The organism is Variovorax sp. P1_H2, assembly GCF_056405295.1.
In genome coordinates this window covers 1-16,944 of the sequence record NZ_JBFUCJ010000025.1, presented here as the reverse complement: position 1 = coordinate 16,944, position 16,944 = coordinate 1, and the positions used below count along the sequence as shown (strand labels likewise).

The following is a 16,944-nucleotide window of genomic DNA, read 5'->3' as shown; positions in this document are numbered from 1 at the left end:
TGCGATGCGGCGCCTGGCCCAAGCTCCGAACCTCGCGATCGCGACGCTGTGGGTGCAGATGCTGCGCGACGACGGCATCGGCGCCTCGGTGCAGCGCGAGTACCTCGGGGCCGCGGCCGGCCAGCTGCCGCCCGACCAGTGCCTGCCGGAGATCTGGATCGAGAACGAGGCCCAGTTCGCGCTCGCCGAGCGGCTGCTGCATGACCTGCGCCATCGCCCCCAGCGCCGCTGGGAATGCAGCTGCGGGGAGCTGGTGGAGGGCGGGTTCGAGCAGTGCTGGCGCTGCGGCGCGATGATGCCGTAGGGGTGGCTGGCCCCCACGCTCCCTCACTTCGTGTGGTCGCTGCCCCCCGAGGGGGCCGCAGGCCGCCTTGGGGCGGCCCGGCGCCGGCCTGGCTGGCCCCCACGCTCCCTCACTTCGTGTGGTCGCTGCCCCCCGAGGGGGCCGCGGGCCGCCTTGGGGCGGCCCGGCGCCGGCCTGGCCGGCCCCCACGTGCCGTCACTGCGTGTACTTGCTGCCCCCGAGGGGGCGCCGGCCTACCGCAGCCTGACCGGCTCGATGTCGATGCTGTGCTTGCCGTCGCCCAGCATCAGCGTGCCTTCCTGGATCGTGGCCTGCAGCTGCATCGAGCGTTGCGCCAGCGCCGCCAGCGACTGCGAGGCCGCCGTCGGAACCCTGAACACGCTGAGGTTCTGCGGCCGGGTCAGCTTGTTCTCGATGCCGCGCCACCAGATCTCGGCGGCGTGGTTGAAGCAGTAGACGATCACCTCGTCGGCCTTGCCGCAGGCCTTGATCACCGGCTTGTCCTCCGGCTGGCCGACCTCGATCCAGAGCTTCACCTGGCCGGTGAAATCACGCAGCCAGACATCGGGCTCGTCCGGATTCGACAGGCCGGCACCGAAGGCCAGCGTGCCGTCGCCGTTGCACACGTCCTGCAGCTTGTGGGCGTTGAGGGCCAGCGCGACCAGCCGGATCATCATCCGCTCGTCGGTCTCGCTGGGGTGGCGCGCCAGGGTCAGCGCGTGGTCGGCGTAGTAGTTGTGGTCGATGTCGGCGACCGCGAGACTGGCCTTGAAGATGGTCGATTTGAGCGCCATCAGATCCGCCGCGTGGGGGCGTTCATGCCCGCCGGGCCAGTTCGGCTGCCTTGCCGATGTAGCTGGCCGGCGTCATGGCCAGCAGGCGCTCTTTCTCGGCCTCGGGGATATCCAGCGAGCGGATCAGCCCTTGCAGCGCCTCGGCGGTCACGGTCTTGCCGCGCGTGACTTCCTTCAGCTGCTCGTAGGCGCCCTGGACGCCGAAACGCCGCATCACGGTCTGGATCGGCTCGGCCAGTACTTCCCACGCGGCGTCGAGGTCGTCGGCCAGCGCTTCCTCGTTGAGTTCGAGCTTGCCCATCCCGGTCGCCAGGCTGGCGTAGGCCAGGGTGGCGTAGCCGAAGGCGACACCGATATTGCGCAGCACGGTGCTGTCGGTCAGGTCGCGCTGCCAGCGGCTGATCGGCAGCTTCTCGCTCAGGTGGCGCAGCACCGCGTTGGCCAGGCCCAGGTTGCCCTCGGCATTCTCGAAATCGATCGGATTGACCTTGTGTGGCATGGTCGAGGAGCCGATCTCGCCCGGCTTGAGCCGCTGCTTGAAATAGCCCAGGCTGACGTAGCCCCAGATGTCGCGCGAGAAGTCGAGCAGGATGGTGTTGGCGCGTGCCACGGCATCGAACAGTTCGGCCATGTAGTCGTGCGGCTCGATCTGGATGCTGTAGGGCTGGAAGCTCAGGCCCAGGCCGAGCGGCGCGGGCGTCTCGACCACCTTGCGGCTGAAGGCCTCCCAGTCGAATTCGGGCCACGCCGCCATGTGGGCGTTGTAGTTGCCGACGGCGCCGTTCATCTTGCCCAGCAGCTGCACGCCGGCGATCTGCTCGCGCGCCTTGGCCAGGCGCACCGCGACGTTCGCGAGTTCCTTGCCGACCGTGGTCGGGCTCGCGGTCTGGCCATGGGTGCGCGAGAGCATCGACACGCCGGCGAACTTGTGGGCCATGTCGCGCAGGGTGGCGATCAGGCCATCGATGGCCGGCAGCATGACTTTTTCGCGCGCGGCCTGGATCTGCAGCGCGTGGCTGGTGTTGTTGATGTCCTCGCTGGTGCAGGCGAAATGGACGAACTCGGAGGCGGCCAGCAGTTCCGGACGGGCCTCGAACTTCGACTTGATCCAGTACTCGACCGCTTTCACATCGTGGTTGGTGGTCTTCTCGATCTGCTTGATCGCGACGGCGTCGGCCTCCGAGAAATTGGAGACCAGGCCGAGCAGGTATTTGCGGGCCCCGCCCGTGAGCGGCTTGAATTCGGCGAAGCCGCAGTCCGAGAGGGCGATGAACCACGCCACCTCGACCTGCACGCGCCGGTGCATGTAGCCCTGTTCGCTCATCAGCGGACGCAGCGCCGAGAGCTTGGCCGCATAACGGCCGTCGAGGGGGGAAAGGGCGGAGACGGTGGAGAAACTCATGGGCCAATTTTAGGTTGCGCCACGGCCGAAGCAATTTCGCCGCCATCGGCGCAATATTCCGTGACTCGCATTCCCCTAGAATCAAAGCGCTACAACGATGACCCAGATGGGGGAGTGACTGCATGAAACTGATCGGATCCGCTGCCAGCCCGTACGTGCGCAAGGTGCGCGTGGTCATGGCCGAGAAGCGGCTCGATTACCAGTTCGTGATCGAAGACGTCTGGTCTGCCGACACCACGATTTCCAGTTCCAACCCGCTTGGCAAGGTGCCTTGCCTGATCATGGACGGCAGCGAGGCGATGTTCGATTCGCGCGTGATCGTCGAATACCTCGACACCCTGTCGCCGGTCGGCAAGCTGATCCCGCAGCAGAGCCGCGAGCGCGCGGAGGTCAAGACCTGGGAGGCGCTGGCCGATGGCGTGATGGACGCCGGCCTGCTGCTGCGCATGGAGGCCACCTGGGTGCACCGCGCCGACAGCGAGCGCAGCCAGGCCTGGATGGACCGCCAGCGCGGCAAGATCAATGCCGGCATCGCGGCGATGGCCAAGGGCCTGGCCGACAAGCCCTTCTGCAGCGGCATTCACCTGAGCCTGTCCGACATCGCCGTCGGCTGCGTGCTGGGCTGGCTCGACTACCGCTTCCCCGAGATCGACTGGCGCGCCGACCGCTCCAACCTGGTCCGCCTCTACGACAAGCTGATGCTCCGCCCCAGCTTCGCCGAAACGAAACCCTGAGCCAAACCCGTCGCCAATTGAAAAAGCCCCGCACGCGGGGCTTTTTGCTTCTCGAGGCCGGCGTAGCCAGGCCCGTTGGTGAAACACCGCGGAACCGGCTTCGCCGGGCCGCTGGTGTTGCCCCCGGCAGGGGGTGGGCGCCCGGACACGCAGTGCCGGGCAACCTGGGGGCGAGATAAAGATGTTACGAGGCGCCCCGACGCGAAGGAGGGAGGGAGGGAGGAGGAGAAGAATCGCCTCGGGATTTCAACCTGGCGGCAGGCGCCAGGAAGACCTCGCAACATGAAAACCGACCGGACCCTTCGTGCCCGGAAACGGTATGAGCGCAGGTTGGCGAGCCGGTTCCTGGCGATAGGTAAGCGTTTGTGACTAGTTCGAGAGTGCTGCAGAAGTGGGTTTCGCCGCCGCCAGCGGTGCGGCGTCCAACTGCTTCTCGATCTCCCGCACGAACGCGCGGTCGTCCGGTGCCGTCATGCTCGAGTAGGCGTCCACCACCTTGCCGTCGCGGCCGATCAGGTACTTGTAGAAGTTCCATTTCGGGGTGGTCCCGGAGCGCTGGGCCAGTTGCTTGAAAAGCGGGCTGGCGTCGGGCCCGCGAACCGAGGATTTCGCGAACATCGGAAATTTGACGCCGAAGGTGTTTTCGCAGAATTCGGCGATCTCCTTGTTCGAGCCGGCCTCCTGGGCGAAATCGTTCGACGGAAAGCCGAGCACCACGAGCCCTCGGGCGCGGTATTTGCCGTCGAGCGCCTCGAGGCCCTTGTACTGGGGCGTGAAGCCGCAGAAGCTGGCGGTATTGACCACCAGCACGACCTTGCCCGCGTACTGGCACAAGGACTGGGGCTTTTCATCCTGGAGCCGTGGGAAGGTGTGCTGCAGGATGGCCGGGCAGCCGGATGAGGCAGCGGCTGCGGCCTGGGCGCTGGCCTCGGACGGGAGCAGGCAGAACGCCAGCGCCATGGCCGGGAACAATGGCATTAGGGTTCCGAAGGGTATTCGCATGGGGGTCTTCCCGAGTGAAAAAGGAGCTCGAATTCGCCGCGTCCGGGCCGCGCGGATTTGCATCGTCGCGCGCCTGTCACGTGCTCGCCGATCCGGCCGACTAAAATCCGGCGGCTTAAGAAAGACATTGATGCTTTATCCGGAACTCTTCAGACAACTCGAATCTGTCCGCTGGGACATGGACAAGGATATTCCTTGGCAGTCTTTCGACGCAACCCTGCTCACCGAAGAACAGGCCCAGACCATCAAGATGAACGCGATCACGGAATGGGCGGCACTGCCGGCCACCGAGATGTTCCTGCGCGACAACCGCCATGACAGCGACTTCTCGGCCTTCATGTCGATCTGGTTCTTCGAGGAGCAGAAGCATTCGCTGGTGCTGATGGAATACCTGAAGCGCTTCAGCCCGCAGCATGCACCGACCGAGCAGGAACTGCACGACGTGCGCTTCGATTTCGACCCGGCCCCGCCGCTCGAGACCCTGATGCTGCATTTTTGCGGCGAGATCCGCCTGAACCACTGGTATCGCCGTGCGGCCGAATGGCATACCGAGCCGGTCATCAAGCACATCTACACCACGCTGAGCCAGGACGAGGCGCGCCACGGTGGCGCCTACCTGCGCTACATGAAGCGCGCCATGGAGAAGTTCGGTGACGAGGCGCGTTCGGCCTTCACCAAGGTCGGCGTGCTGATGGCCAGCGCGCGCCGCACCGCGCAGGCGCTGCATCCGACCAACCTGCACGTCAACAAGGCGCTGTTCCCGAACGACACGATCCAGAGCCGCGTGCCCGATCCCGACTGGCTCGAGCATTGGCTCGACAAGCAGATCAAGTTCGATGCCGTCTGGGAAAGCAAGGTCGGCGAGCGGATCCTGCACAACCTGAGCCTGCTGATGAACCGCAGCTTCAAGACGGTGCAGGAGCTCAACCGCTACCGCAAGGAACTGGCCGCCTCGCTCGGCCCGAAGCCCGAATACCAGGGCGCCTGATCCCGTCGCGGCGCTTTCAGCGCCGCTCGACGATCACCGGGGCCAACTGCAATCCATTGCGGACCTGTTCGGCCGTGTCGCGCGCCAGGTCACGCGATGCGAAGGGCCCGGCTTGCAGGCGGTGGGTTCCGCTTTCGCTGAAGACGTTGAGGCTGCCCGCCAGCGGCGGCATTTCGCGCGCCACCCGCTGCAGGAAGCGCAGCGCGCCGTCGCGCTGGCTGAAGGCGCCGAGTTGCACCCAGTAACCAGGTCCAGGTCCGGCGGCGGACGCACGCGGAGCCGGCGGCGCATCCTGCATCTGGGCCGGTGCTGCGGCCGGCGGCGCGGCGAGCGGCGCCATCGGCGGCAGTGCCGTGATCTCCATGGCGTCGTAGCGCGACGTGGCCACTACCGGCGCGGTCAGCGCGGCAGGCACCGCGACGCTTTCCGCGGACGCTACGGGTGCCATCGCCGCCGCGGAGGCGACGGTGACCGGGCCCGGTATCGCCTGCTGCTGCGCCAGCACCGGCGCATCGCCGCGCCGCCAGGCGCCGGTGCGGATGTCCTCGTTGGTGATGCGCTCGATCTCGACCGGCGCGACGCCGCGCAGCAGATCGAGCTTGAGCGCGGCGGTGTAGCTCAGGTCGATCACCCGGTCGTCGTGGAACGGGCCGCGGTCGTTGACCCGCACGATCACCTCGCGCCCGTTGGCCGGATTGCGCACCCGCACATAGCTCGGCAGCGGCAGCGTCTTGTGCGCCGCCGTCATCGCGTACATGTCGTAGGGCTCGCCGCTGGCGGTCGACTGGGCGTGGAACTTGGTGCCGTACCACGAGGCGAGCCCGCTTTCGCGAAACGGCCGGTCGTCGACGATGGGCGTGTACGACCGACCGAGCGCCACATACGGCTTGCTGGTGCCGCCGCTGCCGCGGATCGGCTCGACGCGGGGTTCGGCGTCGGGCACCTGGCTCAGGCCGGAGGGCGGACTGGCCGCGGCACCGTCGCGTCCGCCGCGCGGCCCGCTGGCGCAGCCCGCCAGAAGGATCAGCGTCGCCGTCGCGATCCCGAAGGCGACCCGCGACGCCATCACGTGGACCAGGCCGACGCCGGGCCGCCCCAAGGCGGCCTGCGGCCCCCTCGGGGGGCAGCGACCCACACGCAGTGGGGGAGCGTGGGGGCCAAGTTCAGCCAAATACGGCCTTCCACAGGGCCAGCATGGCCTCGCGCTCGGCCACCAGCGCGTCCATCGGCACCTGGGTCGGTTMCTCGTTGAGCCGGGCCCGGTGCTGCACGCGGCGCAACTCGCGGTAGGCCGACGCGGCGGCCTGGCCAACCCCCGCGGGCAGCAGGCCAGCGGCCTCGGCCCGCTGCAGCAGCGCGATGTTGCCGACGTTGGGCACCAGTTCGGGATGCGCCTTGGCTTCGGACAGCACCAGGAACTGCACTGCGAACTCGGCATCGACCATGCCGCCGGGGCTGTGCTTGACATCGAAGCGCTCGGGCTTGACCGGGCGCGCGGCGCGCACCTTCTCGCGCATCGCGACGATCTCGGCCTTGAGGGCCTCGCGGTCGCGCGGCGCCGTGATCACGGCCTCGCGGATGCGGTCGAAGCGCTCGCCGAGCGCCGGCGCGCCCAGCACGAAGCGCGCGCGCGTCATGGCCTGGTGCTCCCAGGTCCAGGCGGTGTTGCTGCCGCGGCCGAGCTGGTATTTCTCGTAGGCCTCGAAGCTGGTAGTGAGCAGGCCCGAGTTGCCATTGGGACGCAGCGCTGTGTCGATCTCGAACAGGTCGCCTTCGCGGGTCTTGACCGTGAGCCAGTTGATCAGCTTGCGCACATAGGCCGCATAGACCTCGCCGGCGCGCTCGTCCTCGTCGTCGTAGACGAACACGATGTCGAGGTCGCTGCCGTAGCCCAGCTCCTTGCCGCCGAGCTTGCCGTAGCCGATGATCGCGAAGCGCGGCTGCTCGCGGTGCGGATTCCGAACCTGCGGCCAGCACCAGCGCGCGGTCGCGCGCAGCACAGCCTCGGCCAGGGCGCTCAGGTCGTCGGCCACCTGCTCGACCGTGATGCGGCCGTCGACGTCGCGCGCCAGGGTGCGGAACAGCTCCGCATGGTGGGCGTGGCGCAGCAGGTTCAGCAGGCGCTCCTCGTCGGCCTCGCCGGTCTGGGTCAGCGAGCGATGGCGGTCTTCGAGCTCGCGCTCGAACTCGGCCGCGACGAAGCGCCCCGACAGCATCGCGTTGCTGGCCAATTCGTCGATCACGCCGGGATGCTGCAGCAGGTATCGCGCCGGCCACTTGGCCGAGCCGAGCAGGCGCAGCAGCCGCTCCTGCACGGCGGGCCGCTCGACCAGCAGCGCGATGTAGCTGTCGCGCCGCAAGAGCGGCTCGATCCAGTCGGCCCAGCGCAGCGCGGCGTCGACATGGTGGCTGATCTGGCCCTGGGCGTCGCTGTCGGGTTCGCGCAGCCATTGGCCGGTACGCTGCACCAGCTGGCGCAGCCGGGCTCGGGTGTCGTCGCGCAGCGCCAGCATCCGCGGGTTCTGGGTCCAGGCCTCGATGCGCTCGGCGAAGGGCGCGGGCAGCGTCTCGATCAGGTCGCTCAGGTCGACCGGCGCCACGGCCGGCGCGCCGCCCTTGCAGCCGGAGCACGGCTTCTTGCCGCCCAGCAGCGTGTCGAACTCCTGGGCGACGAATTCGCGGTGGGTGTCGAGCTGGGCCAGGAAGGCGCAGCAATCGGCGTAGCCGAGCGTGCGCGCGATCCAGCGCAGGTCGTCGTCGTTGACCGGCAGCACGTGGGTCTGCTGGTCGTCCAGGTACTGGATGCGGTGCTCGACCCGGCGCAGGAACTCGTAGGCGGCGGCGAGCGCATCGGCGGTCTCCTGCGGCATCAGGCCGGCGCGTGCCAGGCGCTGCAGCGCATCGAGCGTGGGCCGGGTCCGCAGTTCGGGGAACCGGCCGCCGCGCACCACCTGCAGCAACTGCACGGTGAACTCGATCTCGCGGATGCCGCCGCGCGACAGCTTGACGTCGTTGGCGCGCTCGGGCCGGCCGGCGCTGCGGCGCGCCGCCTGCTCGCGGATCTGCCGGTGCAGCGTGCGCAGCGAGTCGAACACGCTGTAGTCGAGGTAGCGGCGGAAGACGAAGGGCAGCACCACGCCGCGCAGCGCCTGCGCCGAGCCGTCGGCCACCACCGCCGTGGGCGCCACCACGCGGCTCTTGAGCCAGGCGAAGCGCTCCCATTCGCGGCCCTGGACCTGGAAATACTCTTCGAGGGCGTCGAGCGAGACCACGCTCGGCCCGGAATTCCCGTTGGGCCGCAACGCCAGGTCGACCCGGAACACGAAGCCGTGCTCGGTGGTGTCGCCGACCAGCGCGTAGATCCGCTTGACCGCGCGTCCGAAGTACTCGTGGTTGGACAGCTGCGCGCGGCCCTCGGCATTGCCGGCGGTCTCGCCGTCCTGGTCGTAGAGGTAGATCAGGTCGATGTCGCTCGAGACGTTGAGCTCGCGGGCGCCGAGCTTGCCCATGCCGACCACCCACAGCTGGGCCCGCTGGCCGTCGGCCGCGAGCGGCGCGCCGTGGGCCTCGTCGAGCTCGGCGCAGGCCTCGCGGCAGGCGACGTCGAGCGCGAATTCGGCCAGCTCGGTGACCGCGGTCGTGACCACCGCCAGCGGCGCCTGCCGGTCGCAGTCGAGCGTGACCAGCCGCTCCATCACCATTTGGCGCACGATGCGCAGCGCGTCGGCGGCGTTGTCGCCGCGACCGCGCAGGGCCCGATAGGCCTCTGCCATGTGGGGGCGCAGGGGTTCGCCCGGCGGCAGCAGCGACAGCTCGCCGGCATAGCGGCGGCGCAATCGCTGAACGAAGCGGGAAGATGCCGACAAGGGCGGCGAATCGGATGATGGCGGCGACCGAAGCACGGCGGCATCGGCGGCGGTGGAACCCGGCTGGGAGCTGGCGGTCATAATTCCTGACACAGCGCGATCCTCAATGAACGACACGACGTCTTCCCCTTCACGTCTGCTCAAGATCACCGCTGCGACGGCGCGCTGGTTGTTGGGTTTGCTGATCGGTGCATGGCTCCTGCTTGCGCTGTCAGTCGTTGTCCTACATCTCTGGATTGTGCCGCGAATCGGTAACTACCGTGGCGCGCTGGAGGCGCAGGCCACGCGGGCCATCGGCGTTCCCGTTCGCATCGGTTCGATCAGCGCTCGCTCGGGCGGCTTCTTTCCCACGGTCGAGCTGCGCGATCTGGTGCTGATGGACAAGCGCAGCCAGGAGGCGTTGCGGCTCGAGCGGGTGGTGGCCAGCGTGTCGCCGCGCTCGCTCTGGAACCTGAGCTTCGAGCAGCTCTACATCGAGCGGCCGCAGGTCGAGGTCCGGCGCGATGCGCTCGGCAAGCTCCATATCGCCGGGCTCGACATGTCGAGCGACACCAGCGGCGGCGGCGACGGCGCCGACTGGTTCTTCGCCCAGCGCGAGGTGGTGGTGCAGGGCGGCACCGTGCGCTGGACCGACGAACAGCGCAAGACGGCGCCGCTGCTGCTGACCGAGGTGCAGTTCGTGGCCCGCAACGGGGCCCGCAGCCACGCCATGCGCCTGGACGCCACGCCGCCGGCCGGCTGGGGCGAGCGCATCACGCTGCGCGGCCAGTTCCGCCAGCCGCTGCTGTCGGTGCGCAGCGGCAACTGGCGCACCTGGGACGGACAGGTCTACGCCGACCTGCCTTATATCGATGTCACGCGGCTCGGCCGCTATGTCGACCTCGATGGCCGGATCCGCGAAGCCGCCGGCGGCCTGCGCATCTGGGCCGACGTCAACGACGGCGAATTCACGGGCGGCGCGGCCGACCTGGCGCTGACCCGCATCGACGCTTCGCTGGGCAAGGCGCTCGAGCCGCTGGTGCTGCGCGACGTGACCGGACGCCTGACCGGCAGGCGCGGCGACGGCACGCTGGAGTTCGCCACCAGCCGGCTGCAGTTCGATACCGCCGACAACATGCGCTGGCCCGGCGGCAATCTGTGGTTCCAGCACTCGGAGGCCAAGGGCCGGACCGTCGAACGCAGCGCCTTGCGTGCCGACCGGCTCGACCTCGCGGCACTGGCGCTGATCGCCGACCGGCTGCCGCTGGGCGATGCGACCCGCGAGCAGATCGAGGCCTTGCAGCCGCGCGGCCTGGTCGAACGCATCGAGGCCAGCTGGCAAGGCGCGGCGGACCAGCCTCAGAGCTACCAGGTGAAAGGGCGCATGAGCGCATTCAGCGTCGCGTCGCGGCCCGGCGAGGCGGTGGCCCCTGCGCCGGTGCCTGCGGGTGCGACCGCGCCGCCGCCGCCGCACGAGCCGGCCGGAAGGCCCGGCGTGCGCGGCGCCACGGTCGACTTCGATGCCAGCCAGGCCGGCGGCAGTGCCACCCTGTCGATCGCCAACGGCGCGCTCGACCTGCCCGGCGTGTTCGAGGAGCCGGTGGTGCCGATCGAGCGGCTGTCGACGCAGCTGCAATGGAAGCTCGATCGCGGTGCGATGCAAGTGCAGGTCTCGAACCTGCGTTTCGCGAATGCCGATGCCGAGGGCGAGGCCCAGGCCAGCTGGCGCACCAGCGACCCCGCGGTCTCGCGCGGCGCCGAGCGCTATCCCGGCATTCTCGACCTGCAGGGCCGGCTGACGCGTGCCGACGGCACCCGCGTCTGGCGCTACCTGCCGCTCCACATCCCCAAGCACACGCGCGACTACGTGCGCGACGCGGTCACCAAGGGCACTGCCAGCTCGGTCGACTTCAAGGTCCGGGGCGACCTCTGGGACATGCCCTTCATGGACCCGAAGCACGGCGATTTCCGCATCGCCGCGAAGGTCGCCGACGTCAGCTATGCCTATGTGCCGCCGACCCCGGGCTCGACCACCGACTGGCCGGCGCTCACGGGCCTGTCGGGTGAACTGGTGTTCGAGCGCGCCGGCATGCTGGTGCGCAATGCCCGCGGCCGGATCGCCGGCGCCCAGGGGATCGAAGTCACCCGGGCCGAGGCGCAGATCGCCGACATGTCGCACCATGCGCCGCTGCTCAAGGTCGATGCGCAGGCCAAGGGCCCGCTCGGCGAACTGCTGCGGGCCGGCGGGCCGCTGGCCGGCGAGGTCGGCGGCACGCTGGCGGAGATGCGCGCGACCGGCAATGCCGACTACAAGCTGCGGCTCGAACTGCCTCTGGAGGCGATGGACAAGACCAAGGTGCAGGCCAGCATCGTGCTGGCCGACAACGATCTGCAGCTGGCGGCCGCCGCGCCGGCCCTGAGCCAGGCGCGCKGCACCTTGACTTTCACCGAGAACGGGTTCGCACTGGCCGGCGTGCAGGCCCGCGGGCTCGGCGGGGCGATGCGCATCGAAGGCAGCGGCCGCTTCAACGGCAAGCAGGCGCTGGACATCCGGGTCCAGGGCACCGCGAGCGCCGACGGCCTGCGCGCGGCGCGCGAGGTCGACTGGCTGGCCCGGCTGGCGAAGAACGCGACCGGCAGCACGCCCTATGCGGCCAGCTTCTCGGTGCGCGAAGGCGTCCCCGAGTTCCTGCTCACCAGCAGCCTGCAGGGCCTGGGGCTGCAGTTGCCGGCCCCGATGGCCAAGGCGGCAGAGGATCCGATGGCGCTGCGGGTCGAGAAGAAGGTGGTGCTGCGCGAAGCCCGCGGTACCGGCGCCGCGCCGCTGGTCCACGACCAGATCTCGGTCGAGCTCGGCAAGGTCGGGATGGCCAGCTATGTGCGCGACATCTCGGGCCGCGAGGCACGGGTGCTGCGCGGTGCCATCGGCATCGGGCTGGAGTCCAGCGAGGCCGCGCCGCTGCAGGAGCGCGGCGTGTTCGCCAACATGCGCTTCGCGCGGCTCGACCTGGGCGCCTGGCAGTCGCTGTTCAGCGCCGCCACCGGCAAGGCGCCCGAAGCGGTGGCCAACGTCGAGAGCGGCGACGATGCGCTGGCCTACCTGCCGACGGTCATCGCGTTGCGCGCGCAGGAACTGGTCTTCGGCGGCCGCACGCTGCACGACGTGGTGCTCGGCGGCACGCGCGACGGCCAGCTCTGGCGCGCCAACGTCGACGCCGTGGAATTGAGCGGCTATGCCGAATACCGCCATGCGCAGGCCGGGCGCCTCTACGCGCGCCTGGCCCGTCTCAAGATCGCCCCCAGCGACTCGACCGCGGTCGAGTCGCTGCTGGACGAGCAGCCGAGCACCCTGCCGGCACTCGACATCGTGGTCGACGACTTCGAGCTGCTGGGCCGCCGGCTCGGACGGGCCGAGATCGACGCCGTCAATCGCGGCGGGGCCGGGCGCGAATGGCGGCTCAACAAGCTGACCCTCGGCAATCCGGATGCGACCTTCAATGCCCAGGGCAGCTGGGCGGCGCCACCCGGTGGCGCCGCCGGACGCGAGCAGCGGCGCACCACGATGGATTTCAAGCTCGACATCGCGGATGCCGGCGCCCTGCTCAACCGCTTCGGCATGAAGGACGTGGTGCTGCGCGGCCGCGGCCGGCTCGAGGGCGAGATGAACTGGACCGGCTCGCCGTTCTCGATCGACTACCCCAGCCTGGGCGGCAAACTGCAGATCGACGTCGAATCGGGGCAGTTCCTGAAGGCCGACCCGGGCATCGCCAAGCTGCTCGGCGTGCTGAGCCTGCAGGCCCTGCCGCGGCGCCTCACACTCGACTTCCGCGACATCTTCAGCGCCGGCTTCGCCTTCGACTTCCTGCGCGGCGATGCCAAGATCGTCAAAGGCGTGGCCACCACCAACAACCTGCAGATGAAGGGCGTCAACGCCGCCGTGCTGATGGACGGCTCGGCCGACATCGCCCGCGAGACCCAGAGCATCCGCGTGGTGGTGGTGCCGGAGATCAGCGCCGGCACGGCCGCCCTGGTGGCGACCGCGATCAATCCGGCGATCGGGCTCGGGACCTTCCTGGCACAGATGGTGCTCAGCCGGCCGCTGATCGCCGCCGCCACCCAGGAGTTCCAGATCGACGGCACCTGGGCCGACCCCAAGATCACCCGCGTGCCGCGGCGCTCGCCCCCCGAAGCCCTGGGCGCGCCGGCCACGTCGTCGGTCCCTCGATAGAACAAGCAAGAAGGAGACGCCGCCATGAAAGTTGCAGCCATCCAGATGGTGTCGGCCATCGCCCGCGAGGCCAATCTGGCACGCGCCCACGACCTGCTGGCCGAGGCCGCGGCCGCGGGCGCCGAACTCGTGGTGCTGCCCGAATACTTCTGCATGATGGGCCGGCGCGACACCGACAAGCTGGCAATGCGCGAGACCGCCGGCGCCGGCACGGTGCAGAGCTTCCTGGCCGATGCGGCGCGCGAGTTCGGACTCTGGATCGTCGGCGGCACGCTGCCGATCGAGACCGACGACGACCAGCATGTCTTCAACAGCTCGCTGGTCTACGGGCCCGATGGCGCCTGCGTCGCGCGCTACGACAAGATCCACTTGTTCTACTTCGACAACGGCCGCGAGCGCTACGACGAGCGCCGCGTGATCGCGCCGGGCACGCAACCCGTCTGCTTCGACCTGCCCTCGCGCGACGGCCATGCCTGGCGCATCGGCATGAGCGTTTGCTACGACCTGCGCTTTCCGGAGCTCTACCGTGCACTGTCCCGCCTGGGCGCCGAGCTGCTGCTGGTGCCCAGCGCCTTCACGCGCACCACCGGCGCCGCCCATTGGGAGGTGCTGCTGCGCGCGCGGGCGATCGAGAACCTGGCCTGGGTGGTCGCGCCGGCGCAAGGCGGCACCCACGAGAACGGGCGCCAGACCTGGGGCCAGTCGATGGTGGTCGACCCCTGGGGCTCGGTCGCGGCCCAGCATGCCGAGGGCGAGGCCGTGGTGTTGTTCGACATCGATGTCGCCCGGCTCGAAGCCGCGCGCGCCCAACTGCCTGCGCTGTCCCACAGCGTGATCTGAAACCGGTGTCCGCGCCTCCGCTCCCCGTTGCCCGCGTCCTGCGCCCGGCCTTCGCGCGGCTGCGCTTCCTGCGCTCGGTCTGGCGCCGCTGGTTCCTCTGGGTGCTGCTGGCCATGCTGGTGCTGGCGCTGCTGGTCACGGTGGTCTGGCTGGCCGGGCGGCACGAGGTCGAGCAGACCCAGATCGTGCTCGACCGCGACGCCGCCGATGCGGTAGCCGACCTGCGCGACGGCCTGCAGCGCAACGTGCAGACCTTGCGTGCCTCGAAGGCCGGCGGCATCGACCGCGAGCAGTGGGAGAACCGCGCCGCGAGCCTGTTGCGGGACCATCGGGAATGGCTGCGCCTCGAGTGGCGCGACCCGGCGCTGCGAACACTCGGCGCGGTCGATACGCCCTACCGCCGGCGGGTCTTCGGCGACAACGAACGGGGCCCCGACCAGATCGACATCGAACTGGCCTGCGCGACCGCGCGCAAGCTGGGCTCGCCGGCCTATTCGCCGAGCCACTATGTGCCCGCGGTGCAGGGCAGCGGCCTCGAGGTGCTCGAACTGTGCGTGCCGATCGAGGGCGGCGGCTACCTGGTGGCCGCCTTCTCGCTGCGCGACACGCTGACCGAACTGCTGGCGCCGATGCTGAGCCGCGGCCAGGAGGTCGCCTTCACCGAGGCCGACGGCACCCGACTGGTGGCGATCGGCGCGCCGCGGCGCATCGGCACGCGGGTCTTCACCGCGCAGCAGCTGATCGACCTGCCGGGCGTCACGCTGATGCTGCGCATCGATGGCTGGCGCGCCGTGCCCGACCTGTTCCCCAACATGCTGACCGCGCTGGTCACGGGCATCTCGATCGCGCTGGTGTCGGTGCTGGTGCTGCTGGCGCGCGATACGCGGCGGCGGCTGCGGGCCGAGCGCGATCTGGCCGATGCGCTGGCCTTCCGCAAGGCGATGGAGGACTCGGTGATCACGGGCCTGCGCGCACGCGACCTGAAGGGCCGGATCACCTATGTCAATCCGGCCTTCTGCGAGATGGTGGGCTTCAGCGCCGAGGAGCTGATGCACAGCGACGTCGAGGCTCCCTACTGGCCGACCGAGCTGGCGCACGAGTACCAGCGCCGGCAGGCGGTGCGCCTGGCGGGCGCGACGCCGCCGCGCGAAGGTTTCGAGTCGGTCTTCATGCGCAAGGACGGCAGCCGTTTCCCGGTGCTGATCTTCGAGGCGCCGTTGATCAACGCACAAGGTTCCCAGACCGGCTGGATGAGCGCCTTCATCGACATCAGCGAGCAGCGCCGCATCGAGGAGCTGTCGCGCGCCAGCCAGGAGCGGCTGCAGGCCAGCGCCCGGCTGGCCACCGTCGGCGAGATGGCCTCGCTGCTGAGCCATGAGTTGACGCAGCCGCTGGCGGCGATCGCCAGCTATGCCAGCGGCTCGCTCAACCTGCTGAACGCCGAGGGCCTGCCGCGCGCCGGCGAACACCAGGAAGTCGCGATGGCGGTGCGCCGCATCGCCGAGCAGGCCGATCGCGCCGGCCAGGTGATCCGCAGCGTGCACGACTTCGTGCGCCGGCGCGACCGGACGCGCGARTCGGTGACGCCCCAGGCGCTGGTCGACGCGGTGCTGCCGCTGGTGCGGCTGCAGGCCCGCAAGCTGGGCGTGCGCGTCGAGCTCGCGTTCGAGGATCACCTGCCGGCGGTGGTCTGCGACCGCACGCTGGTCGAGCAGGTGCTGCTGAACCTGGCGCGCAACGGCATGCAGGCGATGGACATGCCCGACCTGATCGAACGCGTGCTGCGGTTGCGGGTGGTGCGCGCCAGCGGCAGCCCGGGGCCGGATGCGCGCCGCTGGCTCGAGTTCTCGGTCGCCGATGTCGGCTGCGGCATCAGCGACGAGGTGGCGTCGTGCCTCTTCACGCCCTTCTTCACGACAAGGCCCGACGGCATGGGCCTCGGCCTGAGCCTGTGCCGCACGGTGGTCGAGCAGCACGGCGGCGTGCTGATGCACGAGCCGCATCGGCCGCGCGGCACCATCTTCCGTTTCACGCTGGCGACCGCTCCCTGACATTCACTCACCTCATGCAACCCTTGATCGATTCACTGATCTTCATCGTCGACGACGACGCCAGCGTGCGCGAGGCGCTGGCCTGGCTGCTGCGGTCGCGCCGGCTGGTGAGCGAGCATTTCGCCAGCGCCGAAGCCTTCGAGGCCCGCCTGGCCGAGCAGCCGCTGACGGACCATCCGCATTGCCTGCTGCTCGACGTCCGCATGCCTGGCACCAGCGGTCTGGTGCTGTTCGACCGGCTGGCCGAACGCGGCCTGCTCGACACGCTGCCGGTGATCTTCCTGACCGGCCATGCCGATGTGCCGACCGCGGTCGATGCGGTCAAGCGCGGCGCCTTCGATTTCTGCGAGAAGCCTTTCTCGGACAACGCCCTGGTCGACCGCATCGAGCATGCGCTCGGCGCGTCGCTGCGCGCCATCGAGGCCCGGCGCACGCGCCAGCTGCTCAAGCGCCGCATCGACGAGCTGACCGAGCGCGAGCGCGACGTGATGCGCTGCGTGGTCGAGGGGCTGCCGAACAAGCTGATCGCCGATCAGCTGGCGATCAGCGTGCGCACGGTGGAGGTCCACCGCGCGCGCGTGTTCGAGAAGATGGAAGTGAAGTCGGCCGTCGAACTGGCCAACCTGCTGCGCGGGGTCTGATGTCTGCGTCGAGGACGAAAGCGGCTCCTGATACCGGCGAGCACGAATGCCAGAACACCGCGGAACCGGCTTTGCCGGGCCGCTGGTGTTGCCCCCGGCAGGGGGTGGGCGGGCT

General features: G+C 69.5%; 12 protein-coding genes. 7 read left to right on the top strand and 5 right to left on the bottom strand.

The window, feature by feature from the left end:
• Nucleotides 1-4 precede the first annotated feature (4 nt).
• Entirely contained in the window at nucleotides 5-304 is a 300-nt protein-coding gene (locus tag AC1D2E_RS11470; protein ID WP_478171422.1) for a DUF2007 domain-containing protein, read from the top strand.
• 233 nt (nucleotides 305-537) lie between these two features.
• Here AC1D2E_RS11470 and AC1D2E_RS11465 read toward each other — a convergent pair whose 3' ends face one another.
• Together AC1D2E_RS11465 and purB are read right to left on the bottom strand one after the other, a co-directional pair.
• Nucleotides 538-1,098 (bottom strand): YaeQ family protein, encoded by a 561-nt coding sequence (locus AC1D2E_RS11465; RefSeq protein ID WP_478171423.1) that lies wholly within the window; start codon nucleotides 1,096-1,098, stop codon nucleotides 538-540.
• 22 nt (nucleotides 1,099-1,120) lie between these two features.
• A complete protein-coding gene (gene purB / locus AC1D2E_RS11460; protein WP_478197516.1) occupies nucleotides 1,121-2,500 on the bottom strand; it encodes an adenylosuccinate lyase in 1,380 nt (459 codons plus the stop codon).
• 122 nt (nucleotides 2,501-2,622) lie between these two features.
• On the opposite strand from purB, the gene AC1D2E_RS11455 reads away from it, so the two are divergent.
• Nucleotides 2,623-3,234 carry a glutathione S-transferase N-terminal domain-containing protein gene (locus tag AC1D2E_RS11455; protein WP_478171425.1) on the top strand — a complete coding sequence of 204 codons (612 nt, stop codon included), beginning with the start codon at nucleotides 2,623-2,625 and terminating at the stop codon, nucleotides 3,232-3,234.
• A 369-nt stretch (nucleotides 3,235-3,603) separates the two neighbouring features.
• On the opposite strand, the gene AC1D2E_RS11450 is transcribed toward AC1D2E_RS11455, so the two are convergent.
• Nucleotides 3,604-4,236, bottom strand: coding sequence for a glutathione peroxidase (locus AC1D2E_RS11450; protein ID WP_478197558.1), 633 nt, complete (start codon nucleotides 4,234-4,236; stop codon nucleotides 3,604-3,606).
• Between the two features lie 130 nt (nucleotides 4,237-4,366).
• On the opposite strand from AC1D2E_RS11450, the gene AC1D2E_RS11445 reads away from it, so the two are divergent.
• Nucleotides 4,367-5,224, top strand: coding sequence for a ferritin family protein (locus AC1D2E_RS11445; protein WP_478171426.1), 858 nt, complete (start codon nucleotides 4,367-4,369; stop codon nucleotides 5,222-5,224).
• Nucleotides 5,225-5,240: 16 nt separating this feature from the next.
• Here AC1D2E_RS11445 and AC1D2E_RS11440 read toward each other — a convergent pair whose 3' ends face one another.
• Together AC1D2E_RS11440 and glnE are read right to left on the bottom strand one after the other, a co-directional pair.
• Nucleotides 5,241-6,323 carry a septal ring lytic transglycosylase RlpA family protein gene (locus AC1D2E_RS11440; protein WP_478197515.1) on the bottom strand — a complete coding sequence of 361 codons (1,083 nt, stop codon included), beginning with the start codon at nucleotides 6,321-6,323 and terminating at the stop codon, nucleotides 5,241-5,243.
• A gap of 64 nt (nucleotides 6,324-6,387) precedes the next feature.
• Nucleotides 6,388-9,171 carry a bifunctional [glutamate--ammonia ligase]-adenylyl-L-tyrosine phosphorylase/[glutamate--ammonia-ligase] adenylyltransferase gene (glnE, locus tag AC1D2E_RS11435; RefSeq protein ID WP_478197514.1) on the bottom strand — a complete coding sequence of 928 codons (2,784 nt, stop codon included), beginning with the start codon at nucleotides 9,169-9,171 and terminating at the stop codon, nucleotides 6,388-6,390.
• A gap of 25 nt (nucleotides 9,172-9,196) precedes the next feature.
• On the opposite strand from glnE, the gene AC1D2E_RS11430 reads away from it, so the two are divergent.
• From AC1D2E_RS11430 to AC1D2E_RS11415, 4 genes are all read left to right on the top strand, one after another.
• Nucleotides 9,197-13,297 (top strand): YhdP family protein, encoded by a 4,101-nt coding sequence (locus tag AC1D2E_RS11430; RefSeq protein WP_478197513.1) that lies wholly within the window; start codon nucleotides 9,197-9,199, stop codon nucleotides 13,295-13,297.
• 24 nt (nucleotides 13,298-13,321) lie between these two features.
• On the top strand, nucleotides 13,322-14,137 hold the full coding sequence (locus AC1D2E_RS11425) for a carbon-nitrogen hydrolase family protein (RefSeq protein WP_478197512.1): 816 nt from the start codon (nucleotides 13,322-13,324) through the stop codon (nucleotides 14,135-14,137).
• A gap of 113 nt (nucleotides 14,138-14,250) precedes the next feature.
• Complete coding sequence (locus AC1D2E_RS11420; RefSeq protein ID WP_478197557.1) at nucleotides 14,251-16,188, top strand: two-component system sensor histidine kinase NtrB; 1,938 nt, start codon at nucleotides 14,251-14,253, stop codon at nucleotides 16,186-16,188.
• Nucleotides 16,189-16,202: 14 nt separating this feature from the next.
• Entirely contained in the window at nucleotides 16,203-16,829 is a 627-nt protein-coding gene (locus AC1D2E_RS11415; protein ID WP_478173875.1) for a response regulator transcription factor, read from the top strand.
• Nucleotides 16,830-16,944: the final 115 nt, after the last annotated feature.